This is a genomic window from Cupriavidus necator, from assembly GCF_040578825.1.
Taxonomy (GTDB): Bacteria; Pseudomonadota; Gammaproteobacteria; order Burkholderiales; family Burkholderiaceae; genus Cupriavidus; species Cupriavidus necator_E.
Genome location: NZ_JBEFLI010000047.1, coordinates 45,517 through 57,279, shown reverse-complemented (window position 1 = coordinate 57,279; position 11,763 = coordinate 45,517). Strand labels below are relative to the sequence as shown.

Here is an 11,763-nt window from a genome sequence, read left to right as displayed (position 1 = left end):
TCGAGAGCCGTCCGGACACCGAGACCTATCACAGCAAGGAATCGTCGTCCGGCATGCAGGCCAGCATCTGCGTGCCGCCGTTCTGTTATGGCACCACCGTCCACGCCAGCGGCAGCGTGACGCAGGGCAATACCGACAGCACTTACAGCTCGGTGCAGGAACAGAGCGGCCTCTACGCCGGCAAGGGTGGTTTCAACGTCGATGTGAAGGGCAATACCGACCTGAAAGGCGGCATCCTGGCGAGCACCGCGGACCCAACCAACAACCACTTCAAGACCGGCACGCTGACCACCAGCGAAATCGAGAACAAGGCCGAGTACAGCAGCGACTCGACCACACTCGTGGCTAGCTACAGCGGTGGCAAGAGCGTGCCCGCCAGCGATCCGAACCTCGGGCCCGTGCAGCCGGCGCATGTGGACTGGGCGGGCAATACAAACTTGCTGCAAAGCGGCGCCAGCAGCCTGGCGGCGACCGCTGCAGGCAATGCGCAAAAGTCGATTGACGGTAGTGCCGCTGGAGTCACCAAGCGTGCAATTGCGCCGGGCACGGTCATCATCACCGACAACGCGGGCCAACAGGCAAAGACCGGCAAGTCGGCTGACGAGACCGTTGCCGGGCTGAATCGCGACACGGCCAACGCCAACCAGAGCATCGACAAGATCTTTGATGCGCAGAAGGTGAAGAACCAGCAGGAGCTGAACCAGCTGCAAAGCCAGGTGGCGCAGCAGTGGGCGCCGATGGTCTACGACCAGGTCGGTACGCTGACGCAGAACCAGCCGCCAGAAGTAAAGGTGGCCGTGCACGCGGTCATCGGTGGGCTCATGGCACAAGCGATGGGGGGCAGCTTCGCGGCGGGTGCTGCCGGCGATGCGGCAGCCACGGTGGCGGCTGAGCTGATCGGCCAGCAGATCCTGAACAATCCGAATCTGCAGCAACTGTCCGAGCAGGACCGGAAGGCGCTGGTGCAGATTGCGGGAACCATCGTGGCAGCTGGGGCTGGTGCGACAGTAGGTGGTTCCACGCAGGACGCGGCAGCAGCAGGCGCAGCCGGCGGGCTCGGAACTCAATACAATTGGGCGTTGCACCCACCGGTTTATGGGCCGAGCGTCCCTCCAACACCAGGCGAGCCCCAGAAGCCGGGCTCCGTGCCTGGCAAGCCGAAGTATGATGGGGACCAGAACGTCTTGACGGGCACGCCCGATCAATCGCAACAAAACGCTCTGCAGGTGATCGCTCAGCCAGCGCTCGAGGCGATTGAGAACGTCGGGACGGTGATCGGCGCGATCCTGCCGAATCCGCTCAAGCCTGTTGAGAGCCTGGGGGCTATTTTCAATACCTCCAATAACAGTACAAATGGCACAGGACAGCTGAGCAGTACAAATGTGGAAAAGCTGTCTAGTGCTGGGCAGGCCATCGACCCTGCTGATCGCGGAGGCGAGATGACAACGGCAGGACGCGCGCTTCAGAAACATGGAAGCAGACCGGGAAGCGCCTTTCCCCAAGCAAAGGGAAATCCGTCGCAGATGAACGAACAGGGTCAGAAAGTCCTTGAGGAAATACTAAGCTCACCAGATGCGACGGTGAAGGGAGGTAACCGTTTTGGTGGTATAGATGTGATTGCACCAGACGGTCGTGGTGCGCGATTCGACGCAAATGGTGGTCTACGCGGATTCTTGGAGCCTCCCAAAAAATGACCTCTCATCAGAAATTAGAAGTCCTCATTGCTAGCGACGTCGACTACGAACAATTGATAGCTGAGATTTATTGTGATGGGCATTTTGTTGCCCTACTAAGTCAAGACAAGGGGCCGGACCATCTTGAGGTGGTGTTCCCCGGCGCTCAGGCAAATGAAGCTGCAATTACTCGTAGTGTTGATCTCGATTGGCTTAAGGATGCCTTGAATCGTGCCAAAGCGCTCTTGCTTAGCGAAGAATAGTCGCTCTTGCGGCTCGATGCCTTATTGTGCCGTGTCCTTTGTTAGCCACGAGCCATGAAGACAGAGCGCACTGCGCACGAGTGCGCGGAGGTCTTTCTCACGGCAGGATCTGCTTCGAAGGGCTGCTGGCCGCCTGGCGCATCCAGGCGCCGCGAGCGATATCCCAGCCCGGCTGGGCCGTAGGCTACGTTAACGATGCCTTTGCACAGGAGGAGCAGCGCGAGCTGGCGGCGCTGCAGGCTCCCGGGCGGGCGCACAAGCGCCAGGCGCGGCGCCATCCCGCGTAGCTCGCCATGGCCCCGATCGGCCGGAAGCCGGCGTTCATCGGCTGGCCGGATCCTGCTCACTTGACTCGCCGAAGGTCTGCTCGACAAAGTCTCGTAACTGGCTCAGGTCGGTCCTGGCGTAGGCCGCCGTGGTCTGTACCGAGGCATGCCCGAGCAGCGCCTGCGCGGCGGGCAGCGGCACCTGGTGATCGACCACCAGCGTGCGCGCGTAAGCGTGGCGCAGCCAGTGCGGGGAGGCCGCACGCAGCAGCAGCGCCTGCGCCGCCTCGTGGTCCGGCAGACTGGCCGCCACCGCCGCCAACAGCGCCTTGACCTCGCGGTACAGGCCCGCCGTGCGCAGCGCCTCGCCCTTGTTGCCGTGAATCAGCGGCAGCGCCTCGTGCGCCGGCGGCTCGGCCGCTAGGCCCCGCGCGCGCCGGTAAGCGCGCACGCTGGCCACGCACGCCGTCGGCAGCGGAATGGCGCGGGTCTTGCCGCCCTTGCCATGCACATACAAAGTCCACCGGCCCGGCGCCTCGGCTTCCAGGCGCGGCAGCCCAGTGTCGGCCGACCAGGCCAGTTCCGCGAGGCGCACGCCGGCATAGCGGAACAGCGCCCATATGGCGCGCTGGCGCAGCCCACCAAGTTCGTCGTCGCCGTCCGGCACCGGGGTCGCGCACCAGGCATCGCAGGCCGCCAGCAGCGCCGGGGGCAGCCACCGCGTCGGGGTGAAGCCGGCGCGGGCGCGGCTGCCCGCGGACAACCCCGCCGCCGGATTGGCGTGCAGATAACCGGTGTCGTACCAGTAGCGGTAGCAGCTGGCCACCACCGCCAGCGCGCGCGTGCGGGTGGCCTCGGCCAGCGGCGCTCGCGACGCGCTGTCGCTACGACCGTCGGGGCTGCCCGCGCCTTGCTGCAAGGCCTGGCGGTAGGCGAGCAGGTGCTGGCGCGTGAGGTCGGACAGCGGCCCGAGTCCCTGAGCCTCGCACCAGCCGATCAGGCGGCGCAATTCCGCGCCGTAGGCGCGCCGCGTATGGGCGGAGCGGCCGGCACGGTCGCGCAGGAACAGGGCCAGTGCGTGGGCGTCATCGGCGGCGCCCAGCGTATTGGTGGCCGCACGCGGCTGCGCGAAGCGCCCGGCGCGCGCGAGCCACGCCAGCGTCCGTGCCTCCTGGGTTGCGAGCCACGGATCCGGGGCCGATGGAGCCGCCGTCGACCCCGTCCCTCCGGTCGTCTGGGCCGGGATCATCTCGATCTTCTGGAAGCGGCGCCGGTGGGTGTGCAGCAGCCGCGCCAGCACGGCTTCGGGCCCGGTGCCTGCGCGGCGGCCACGGTGCGCAGCCGGCCGCGCTCCCAGTATTCGACCGCGGCGTCGTGTGCCAGCAGCAGCTTCAGCACCGCGGGCTGCGCCGCCTTGGCCTCGGCCAGCGAACCATAGCGGCGTTTCACCCGCGCGAGCGTCCAGTGCGCGTAGACCGGATGGCCCAGGGTCTCGGCCAGGTAGGCGAGCGCGCCGTCGATGGTCGGGGGCAGGTGGCGCGGCGGCACCGTTGCCGTGTCGACCCAATCGGCCGGGTTGATGCGCGCCCCCCGCGCTTGGCTGTCTTGGTCGGGGACTTGGTCGTGGGCTTGGCCGGGCGCGCTTTCGTCGGGGGCGCAGGCGGTGCCGCGGCCGCCAGCGTCGCGCGCAGCAGCTCATCGAGCTGGGCGCGCTGGCTCGCATTGACCGCCTTGAGCGCACTGGCCTCGCCGGCGGCGGTCTGGCGCGCGGCGCGCTCGCCGGCCAGCTCCGCCTCGAGCCCGCTGCGCGCGGCTTCGAGCGCCGCGACACGGCGCTCGGCAAACTTCAGCTGCGAGCCGAGCTGGGCGCGTTCGGCCTGGAGCGCGTCGCGCTGGCGCGCCGTTTCCTGCAGCAGCTGTTTGGACAGGGCCTCGTAGCGCGCCTGCGCGGTGGCGATGGCCTCGGCCTGGGCGCGTTCGCCGGCGGCTTGGCGATCCTGCGCCGCGGCCAGCGCCGCTTCCAGCTCGCTGGTGCGCACGGCCAGTGGCTCGGCACGGGCCCGCTCGGCGGCGAGGCCCGCACGCGCCTCGGCCAGCTCGGTGTCACGGGCGGCGAGCTGCGCGCGGAGGTCGGTCAGTTCGGCGCGCAGCAGCTCGACCCGCAGTTCGGCCTCGGCGCGCGCGGCCTCGGCGGCCTCGACGCTGGCCTGCGCCGCGCGCTTGAGGCGCACCACGTCGTCGAGCTGCACCGTGACCGCCGCCTGCCACAGCGCGCGCATCGATTCGGCGATCTCCGCCGGGATGTCGGGGATGGCAAGCTCCGAGAGGCCTGCGCGCACGACCTCGGCCTCGATCACGTTGAGCGTGCGCGACAGCGTGGCCGGGTCGCCGCCGCCCAGCCGGTCGCGCAGCTTGCGCACCGACACCGCCCGGCGGAAGCGCGCAGCCGTGGGCGGCGCGGCATCGCCTGCCTCGGCCAGCATCGCCAGCACGGTGGCGCGGATCTGTTCGGGGGTGGCGGCGAGGCGGGACATGGCGGGCTTCCGGGTGGGCAGAGAACTCACTCTAACATACGGTGCTAACGTTAGAATGCCTACTTAGGACAGCATCGCGATGGGAGAAACACGATAAATCCTATTATCTGACCAAAACCGGCACGAAGCGCCGTCGGGCCACGCCAGGGCGATGGGAGCAGGCGCGGAAGCGTAGAAAGACGTGCTGGAAAAGACCAGTCAGCAAGTGACTGATTTGATGGGGATTTCAGCGGGGCATCGCCCGGAAACCCGCATGGGGCTTAGGGCTGGCTACCCCGGTAATTTGCGCGGAAATCAAAAGGACCCCAATCAGCTTGTCGCCGGCTGCATTGGCGTGGCTCAGGTATTCCATGCCGATATCCGCGACGCCATACAGCGTGACGGACGATTGCGCGGCGGCGAATGGTGCAGTCATGGACAAAAGCGCTGCGGCGTAATACCGGCTCTTCATAGGGCTCCTCCGTTGTGGTCTTGTATGTGTGCGGAGTCTGTGAGAGGTCGTGCTCGCTGGCGATGTCGTGCGCGCTGCTGCCACCGCCCGGTCATCAACTACACCGGCGGCACCGAGGTGTCCGGTGCGCTGCTGTCCAGCGTGATCGTCAAGCCGATCAGCCCGGCCGGATTCAACACCACCTCGCCGTCGGTCGCTGTCGATGTGGTGGATGCCGACGGCAAGTCGCTGACCAACGCCGTGGGCGAGCTGGCGATCCGCACGCCGTTCGTCGGCATGACCCAGTCGTTCTGGCAGGACGACGAGCGCTATCTCGATACCTACTGGAACACCGTGCCAGGCATCTGGGTGCACGGCGACCTGGCGCTGCGCCGCGACGACGGCACCTGGTTCATGATGGGCCGCTCCGACGACACCATCAAGCTGGCGGGCAAGCGCCTGGGACCGGGGCAGGGCGACGATAGGCAAACCGCCGCGGCTGCGCGCCGCGCCACGCAGGAAGTCCACGGCGCCGCCGACCGCGCCGACATAGACGCCAGCGGCGACTTCGGCGTTCACCTGGCCAGTGAGGTCGACCTCGATGGCGGAGTTGATGGCGGTCAGCTTGTCGATGCTGGCGAGCACCTCGGGGTGATGGGTATAGCTGGTCTCGCGCAGCTGCAGGCGCGGATTGCGGTGCGCCCAGCGCCGCAGCCGTTCGCTGCCCATCAGGATGCCGGCGATGCCAACGCCGGCATCGATGCTCTTGCGCGCGTTGGTCAGCACGCCGGCTTCAGCCAGCGCCGCAATGCCGTCGCCGACCGCGCCACTGTGCAGCCCCAGGTCGCGGCGGTCATGCAGCGCCGCCACCACGGCCTCGAGTCCGCCCTGACCACGATGCCCGGCGCGGAACTGCTCACCCTGGCAATCGGCACAAAGTCCTTGACCGGATCGAACGTGACCGGACCCTCGGCAAACCACCGCGTGGTCAGGTGGGGAACCCCGGCCAACAGCAGCGTGTAGCCGTCCCCGGCAGCCTTGGCGACCGCGTCCGTGCCGATAAGCCCGCCGGCGCCAGCACGGTTGTCCACCGTGACCGGGGTTTTCAGGTTCTTTGCCAGTGCCTCGGCAACAAAGCGTGCAGTAATGTCGACCGCGGTGCCTGGGGAGGCCAGACGCGGACCCGTGCGCAGTGGTAGCATGCGCAGGCGCGCAGTGAATTTTACATAAGATAGATTATGCGCAACAAATCTTGTAGCGGCTAAGCGGTAATGTCCGGTTCTGGCTAAGTTCAAATGTCCGAGTTTGGCAGGCGTAAGCTTGACAGCTTCCAGCGCGCGGGAGCCCGTCATGCCAGCAGGAGCCATTACCATGACGATGCGCGAACTCGATCAGCTCAAGGTGATTCAAGCCGTGGTCGACCATGGCTTGGCGATCTGGCGCGCGGCCGAGAAACTCGGCTTGTCGCGGCGTCAGGTGGAACGTCTGGTGCTGCGCTACCGCGAGGACGGTCCGATCGGTCTAGGCTCCCGCAAGCGTGGCCGTGACAGCAACCGCCAGCTCCCGCCCGGGCTCGAATCCCGTGTGCGCGGGCTGATCCGCGACAGCTATACCGACTTCGGACCGACGCTGGCCGCCGAGAAGCACACCAGCAGCGTGCACGCCGGCGCCCGCTCCTCGAACCAGGCGTGATCGCTGCCGTCGATCGACGCGACCGGGCGGCTGATGCAGCTGCTGTTTGTGCCGAGCGAATCGACGCCGGCGTACTTGACCGCCACGCGCGCCTATGTCGAGCGCCACGGCAAGCCAAGGGCGTTCTATTCCGACAAGGCCGGCATCTTCCGCGTCAACCGGCGGGAACCGGCCGAGGGCCGCGGCTACACCCAGTTCGGCCGTGCGCTGTTCGAGCTCAATATCGACATCCTGTGCGCCAATTCGAGCCCGGCCAAGGGCCGTGTCGAGCGGATGAACGGCACGCTGCAGGACCGCCTGGTCAAGGAGCTGCGGCTGCGCGGGATCAGCACCATGGCAGCGGCCAACTCATCGCCGACTTCAACACGCGCTTTGCCAAGGTGCCCAGGCGCGACTTCAAGGCGCACCGGCCGCTGCGTGGCGACGAGGATCTGGCGCGCATCTTCAGCTGGCGCGAGTGGCGCAAGGTGTCGCAGAGCCTCACGCTGCAGTACGACAAGGTGATGTATCTGCTCGAGGACCGGCCCGAGCACTGGCGCCTGATCCACCGCTACCTCGAGGTCGCCGAGTATCCGGACGGCCGGATCGAGTTGTGGGCCGATGGCGCTTCCCTGCCCTACACCACCTATGACCGCCTCGGCGAAATCGACCAGGGCGCGATTGTCGAGAACAAGCGGCTCGGGCACGTGCTTGACCTCGCCGCCAAAGTGCACGCGCTGCGCGACAGCCTGTAATCCGTAGGGCCGTCGGGCACGCTGGCCGGCGAGCCGCCGCGCCCGCACCAGCCGGCGCCGAACACCAAGCGCCAGCGGCTGATCAACCGGCTCGATCTGGAGCCTCTCATCTACTGTGGCGCCGGTGCGGGGCTGGATGCGAAAGGCGGCTCACATTCGCGGCGCCTCGTCGAACTTAGATCTGATGTTCGCAACTGGCCACACTGCGTTGAATGTGCGCCGGCCAGCCCCCGTCGGCTCACCACACCAGCCAGAGTTCCACGCCCGGCAGGAGGGTGTGCGCGCCTAGCGCGAAGTATCGCGGCGCGATTCCGCCCGGTTGGGACGCGCTTCCCTAACTCGCCTACGCCCCAACTGCGCCCCAGCATCGCGTCACGACTTCTCGATTGGAGCGCGCTACTTGGGATCGTGTTCGCTCTTTTCACCGAACTGTAAAGACGCGTGTGGGACCTATGCGTACCCGTGGGTTGCTGGTCGTGTATCACCGGCGCGCCGGCGGGCAGTCGCAGTTCTCGGCATTGCTGGACCTGGAGCCGCGCTCGGACCGCATTCGTGCCGCGCTGGATTTCGCGCGGCAGAACCTGCAACAGGAACTCTCGGTGGAGCAACTGGCGGATGCGGCGCACCTGAGCCCGCGGCAGTTCGCGCGCGCATTCCGTGACGAGACCGGGCAGACCCGCGCCAAGGCCGTGGAGCACCTGCGCGTGCAGGCGGCCAGGCTGATGATGGAAAGCGGCCGCCATGCCATCGATGTGGTGGCGCGGGATACCGGCTTCGGCGACCGCAAGCGCATGCGGCGTGCCTTCCTGCGGGCGTTCGGCCAACCGCCGCAGGCGATCCGGCGCATGGCGCGCGGCGACGAATTGCAGACTGCGTAGGGGCGGCCGTGCCGGCACAGGGGCATGCCAGGAAATCGGGCATCCGACTTGTTACCCCAGGTACCAATTCCTGTTCCGCGCCATGCCTTTATCCCAGGCCGGCGCGCGCATAGAGTTGGTGGCATGACCCCCACCTGATTGGAGCCAGCATGTCTGTGCAAGAACGACTCGCAGCGCGCGGCCTGGTGCTGCCGCAGCCCCCGCAGCCCCTGGGCAGCTATACCGCGGTCAGCCAGGCCGGCGACCTGCTGTTCATCTCCGGGCAGCTGCCGTTGCAGGATGGCAAGGTGGTCTGGCAGGGCCAGGTCGGCAAGGACCTGGATGTCGCGCAGGGCAAGCGTGCCGCCGAGCTGGCGGCGCTCAACGTGCTGGCGCAGATCCATGCCTATCTGGGTGGCTTCGAGCGCCTGGACCATATCGTCCGCGTCGACGGGCATATCGCCAGCGCGCCTGGCTGGTTCGGGCAGCCGGCGGTCCTTGATGGCGCCTCCGACCTCTTCAGCGAGGTGCTGGCAGAGAAGGCCGGCCACGCGCGAACCATCTCCTCGCACTTCCAGCAGCCGGCGAATGCGGCCGTGATCCTCGTGGTCATTGCCCAGATCCGGCCTGCATAAGAACCCATTTCATTATGAAATGGGTTCTAAGCGCAGCGTGAGCCGTTACGCCGAGAATTTCTCGACCAGGAAGTCGACGAAGGCCCGTACCCGGCGCGAGACGTGGCGCGCGGACGGGTATAGCAGCACAAAGGGGCGCGTACTTCCGCCGTAGTCCTTCAGCACCTCTACCAGCGTGCCGTCGCGCAGGTCCTGTTCCACCACGAAGCGGTAGGTCTGGAACAGGCCCGCGCCGGCGCGCACCAGCGTGGCCCCGCCCAGGATGTCTTCTGACGCGGCATACGAACCGGTGGTCACGATATCCGTGTCCTCGCCGTTGACCTGGAACGTCCATGGGATCCGCCGGCCGCTGCTCGGGCGCTCGAACTGGATGCACTCATGCCTGAGCAAGTCCTCCAATGACTGCGGCGTGCCGGCACGCCGCAGATAGCCAGGCGCTGCCACCACCACCAGCTCCGCGTCTTCCAGCTTGCGCGCGATCAGGTTCGAATCATCCGGCGCACGCCCGCGCACCGACAGGTCATAGGTGTCATCGGCGAAATCCACGTTGCGGTTGCTGATGTGCACGTCGATCTCGACTTCCGGGTAGCGCTCGCGGAATGCTGGCAGCACCGGCAGCACGCGATAGTGCGCGTAAGGCGTCGGCAGGCTGATCCGCAGCCGCCCCGCAGGGGCAGACTGCTGGCCGCTGATCTGCCGCTCCGCGTCCACCAGCTGCGCCAGTGCGCCGCGGCTCTGCTCGAAATACACCCGTCCTTCGTCGGTCAGGCGGATCTGCCGCGTGGTCCGCACGAACAGCCGCACCCCCAGGCGCTCCTCCAGCCTTTGCACAGTGCGGCTGACTGCGGGCGGTGTCACGCCCGCGGCCACTGCCGCCGCGGTGAAGCTGCCCAGCTCCGCGGCCAGGCAGAACAGCTCGATACTGCCAAGCTGAAGGTCGTCGAATTGCCGTTTCATTTCTCGCACCGGATCAAGCGATGTATCCATCATATGTGCGCCACTGGCAGAAGTCGATGTCCGGGCTGTAGCCGGCGCCGAAGTGACCACGAGGCTGCGCGTGCCGTGAGCGCCGGAGGATTCGTCCCGCTCTATTTGTGCTTGTGGCGCAAGACTGTTTGTGCCGCCAGGGTCTTCGAATGCGCAAGCGAATTGCCTAGATTGGAATCCATCGGAGCCGCCGGCCCGATCGGCAAGCAAAGCCGATTCCATCTACATCGAGGTTCAAGAAAATGAGCGCAGCACAGAAAGTCGTTGTCATCACGGGCGCATCGCAAGGCATTGGCGCTGAACTGGTAAAGGCGTTCCGGGAACGCGGCCATCGCGTTGTCGCCACGGCGCGCACCATCAAGCCGTCGGACGACCAGGACATCCTGGCAGTCGCCGGCGATATCGCCGATCCGTCCACGGCGCGCCGCGTCATCGCCGAGGCCGTGGCAAGGTTCGGCCGCATCGACACCCTGGTCAACAACGCCGGCATCTTCATCGCCAAGCCGTTCACCAGCTATACCGACGAGGACTACGCGGCCGCCACCGGCATCAACCTGACGGGCTTCTTCCATATCACGCAGCTGGCCATCGCCGAAATGGAGAAGCACCGCAGCGGCCACGTGGTCAGCATCACGACCAGCCTGGTCGACCATGCGATCAGCGGGGTGCCGTCGGTGCTGGCCTCGCTGACCAAGGGTGGCCTGAACGCCGCGACCAAGTCGCTGGCCATCGAGTACGCCAGGACCGGCATCCGCGCCAACGCTGTCTCGCCCGGCATCATCAAGTCGCCGATGCATCCGCCCGAAACCCATGAGGCGCTGGGCGTCCTGCACCCGGTGGGTCATATGGGCGAGATGCGCGATATCGTCGATGCTGTCCTGTATCTCGACAACGCGCCGTTCGTCACGGGCGAGATCCTGCATGTAGACGGCGGCCAGAGCGCAGGGCATTGAGCGGACACCCCCGCGGCGCGCGCCGGCGCACCGCGGGTGGTTCCCGACGGCGCGATGGGGGAATACCCGTCGCACCGTATTGCGTAAATCTTTCGGTGCCCGGCGCCGCGCCTGGCGGATCAATCTGCCAAGGTGACGCCGATGGACGCACACACCGACCACATCCTGATCGTCGATGACGACCGCGAAATTCGTGAACTGGTCTCAACCTACCTCACCAAGAACGGCTTGCGCGTTACCGTGGTGCCAGACGGGCGGCATGCTGACCGCGCGCAGCGACGAGACCGACCGTGGCAGGTCTGGCAGGAGCGCTGTTTCTGCTGTTTTGGCCGATCAGTGGCTGGTTGTCGGTCAAACTGAATCCATGGTTCAACGGGCGGATCTTCAATGCCGCTGCGCTACAGCGCTACGCGGGGCATGCCGCGCCGACCTTGCCGTTCTCACACCAGCTCGCGCACAGCTGCCCGCGGCGCTTTGCCAGCCGCCGCCGCACCAACGGCTTGCACCCCTGCAATATTCACAGCCCAAGCCTCATCGCGTATCATCCGGGCAGCAGATGATGGTGCCCTTCAAGGGTGAAACGGGAACGCGGTGTGAAACCGCGGCTGCCCCCGCAACTGTAAGTGACGAGTCCGCATCGAGATGCCACCGGCGAATTCCGGGAAGGCGATGCCGGGCGATGACGCATGAGCCAGGAGACCGGCCATCCTTTCTTGTCGACGTGGGTTGAAACCGGGCG

At 66.6% G+C, this 11,763-nt stretch carries 7 protein-coding genes, 8 pseudogenes and 1 riboswitch; of the genes and pseudogenes, 9 read left to right on the top strand and 6 right to left on the bottom strand.

Features of this window, described 5'->3' with window-relative positions; all coding sequences use genetic code 11:
* Positions 1-1,694, top strand: a pseudogene (locus tag AB1I47_RS21910) (hypothetical protein); the annotation flags it as partial.
* A complete protein-coding gene (locus tag AB1I47_RS21905) occupies positions 1,691-1,936 on the top strand; it encodes a hypothetical protein (RefSeq protein ID WP_354685818.1) in 246 nt (81 codons plus the stop codon). The pseudogene AB1I47_RS21910 and the gene AB1I47_RS21905, both read left to right, overlap by 4 nt.
* A 321-nt stretch (positions 1,937-2,257) precedes the next feature.
* Here the strand turns inward: AB1I47_RS21905 and AB1I47_RS21900 are convergent.
* The 3 genes and pseudogenes from AB1I47_RS21900 to AB1I47_RS33955 form a co-directional block, all read right to left on the bottom strand.
* Positions 2,258-3,750, bottom strand: a pseudogene (locus AB1I47_RS21900) (tyrosine-type recombinase/integrase).
* Positions 3,648-4,736, bottom strand: a complete 1,089-nt coding sequence (locus AB1I47_RS21895; protein ID WP_354685817.1) for a DNA-binding protein — start codon at positions 4,734-4,736, stop codon at positions 3,648-3,650. The pseudogene AB1I47_RS21900 and the gene AB1I47_RS21895 overlap by 103 nt, the downstream one beginning before the upstream one ends.
* Before the next feature lie 310 nt (positions 4,737-5,046).
* A pseudogene (locus tag AB1I47_RS33955) lies at positions 5,047-5,187 on the bottom strand (porin); the annotation flags it as partial.
* A 90-nt stretch (positions 5,188-5,277) separates the two neighbouring features.
* Between AB1I47_RS33955 and AB1I47_RS21885 the strand changes: the two are divergent.
* Positions 5,278-5,718 (top strand): annotated as a pseudogene (locus AB1I47_RS21885) (AMP-binding protein); the annotation flags it as partial.
* On the opposite strand, the pseudogene AB1I47_RS21880 reads toward AB1I47_RS21885, so the two are convergent.
* A pseudogene (locus tag AB1I47_RS21880) lies at positions 5,635-6,060 on the bottom strand (acetyl-CoA hydrolase/transferase C-terminal domain-containing protein); the annotation flags it as partial. The pseudogenes AB1I47_RS21885 and AB1I47_RS21880 overlap by 84 nt on opposite strands.
* The gene (locus AB1I47_RS21875) at positions 5,946-6,368 is read right to left on the bottom strand and encodes a tripartite tricarboxylate transporter substrate-binding protein (RefSeq protein ID WP_354685816.1); all 423 of its coding nucleotides are present in this window, start codon (positions 6,366-6,368) and stop codon (positions 5,946-5,948) included. The pseudogene AB1I47_RS21880 and the gene AB1I47_RS21875, both read right to left, overlap by 115 nt.
* Positions 6,369-6,516: 148 nt before the next feature.
* On the opposite strand from AB1I47_RS21875, the pseudogene AB1I47_RS21870 reads away from it, so the two are divergent.
* From AB1I47_RS21870 to AB1I47_RS21860, 3 genes and pseudogenes are all read left to right on the top strand, one after another.
* Positions 6,517-7,703 (top strand): annotated as a pseudogene (locus AB1I47_RS21870) (ISNCY family transposase); the annotation flags it as partial.
* A gap of 359 nt (positions 7,704-8,062) precedes the next feature.
* Positions 8,063-8,470: pseudogene (locus AB1I47_RS21865) on the top strand (helix-turn-helix domain-containing protein); the annotation flags it as partial.
* 149 nt (positions 8,471-8,619) lie between these two features.
* The gene (locus AB1I47_RS21860) at positions 8,620-9,084 is read left to right on the top strand and encodes a RidA family protein (RefSeq protein WP_354685815.1); all 465 of its coding nucleotides are present in this window, start codon (positions 8,620-8,622) and stop codon (positions 9,082-9,084) included.
* Positions 9,085-9,129: 45 nt separating this feature from the next.
* Here the strand turns inward: AB1I47_RS21860 and AB1I47_RS21855 are convergent, their stop codons facing one another.
* Positions 9,130-10,041, bottom strand: coding sequence for a LysR family transcriptional regulator (locus AB1I47_RS21855; protein WP_354685814.1), 912 nt, complete (start codon positions 10,039-10,041; stop codon positions 9,130-9,132).
* Positions 10,042-10,313: 272 nt separating this feature from the next.
* On the opposite strand from AB1I47_RS21855, the gene AB1I47_RS21850 reads away from it, so the two are divergent.
* The 3 genes and pseudogenes from AB1I47_RS21850 (at position 10,314) to AB1I47_RS21840 (ending at position 11,584) form a co-directional block, all read left to right on the top strand.
* Positions 10,314-11,024 carry an SDR family NAD(P)-dependent oxidoreductase gene (locus AB1I47_RS21850; RefSeq protein WP_354685813.1) on the top strand — a complete coding sequence of 237 codons (711 nt, stop codon included), beginning with the start codon at positions 10,314-10,316 and terminating at the stop codon, positions 11,022-11,024.
* 141 nt (positions 11,025-11,165) lie between these two features.
* A pseudogene (locus AB1I47_RS21845) lies at positions 11,166-11,285 on the top strand (DNA-binding response regulator); the annotation flags it as partial.
* Between the two features lie 29 nt (positions 11,286-11,314).
* A complete protein-coding gene (locus AB1I47_RS21840; RefSeq protein ID WP_354685820.1) occupies positions 11,315-11,584 on the top strand; it encodes a hypothetical protein in 270 nt (89 codons plus the stop codon).
* A riboswitch (cobalamin riboswitch) is annotated at positions 11,568-11,746 on the top strand. It overlaps the preceding gene by 17 nt.
* Positions 11,747-11,763 lie beyond the last annotated feature (17 nt).

Excerpts from the sequence above, each read along its gene's own strand:
- AB1I47_RS21905 (WP_354685818.1), top strand. The coding sequence starts at position 1,691 with ATGACCTCTCATCAGAAATTAGAAGTCCTCATTGCTAGCGACGTCGAC.
- AB1I47_RS21895 (WP_354685817.1), bottom strand. The coding sequence starts at position 4,736 with ATGTCCCGCCTCGCCGCCACCCCCGAACAGATCCGCGCCACCGTGCTG.
- AB1I47_RS21875 (WP_354685816.1), bottom strand. The coding sequence starts at position 6,368 with ATGCTACCACTGCGCACGGGTCCGCGTCTGGCCTCCCCAGGCACCGCG.
- AB1I47_RS21860 (WP_354685815.1), top strand. The coding sequence starts at position 8,620 with ATGTCTGTGCAAGAACGACTCGCAGCGCGCGGCCTGGTGCTGCCGCAG.
- AB1I47_RS21855 (WP_354685814.1), bottom strand. The coding sequence starts at position 10,041 with ATGAAACGGCAATTCGACGACCTTCAGCTTGGCAGTATCGAGCTGTTC.
- AB1I47_RS21850 (WP_354685813.1), top strand. The coding sequence starts at position 10,314 with ATGAGCGCAGCACAGAAAGTCGTTGTCATCACGGGCGCATCGCAAGGC.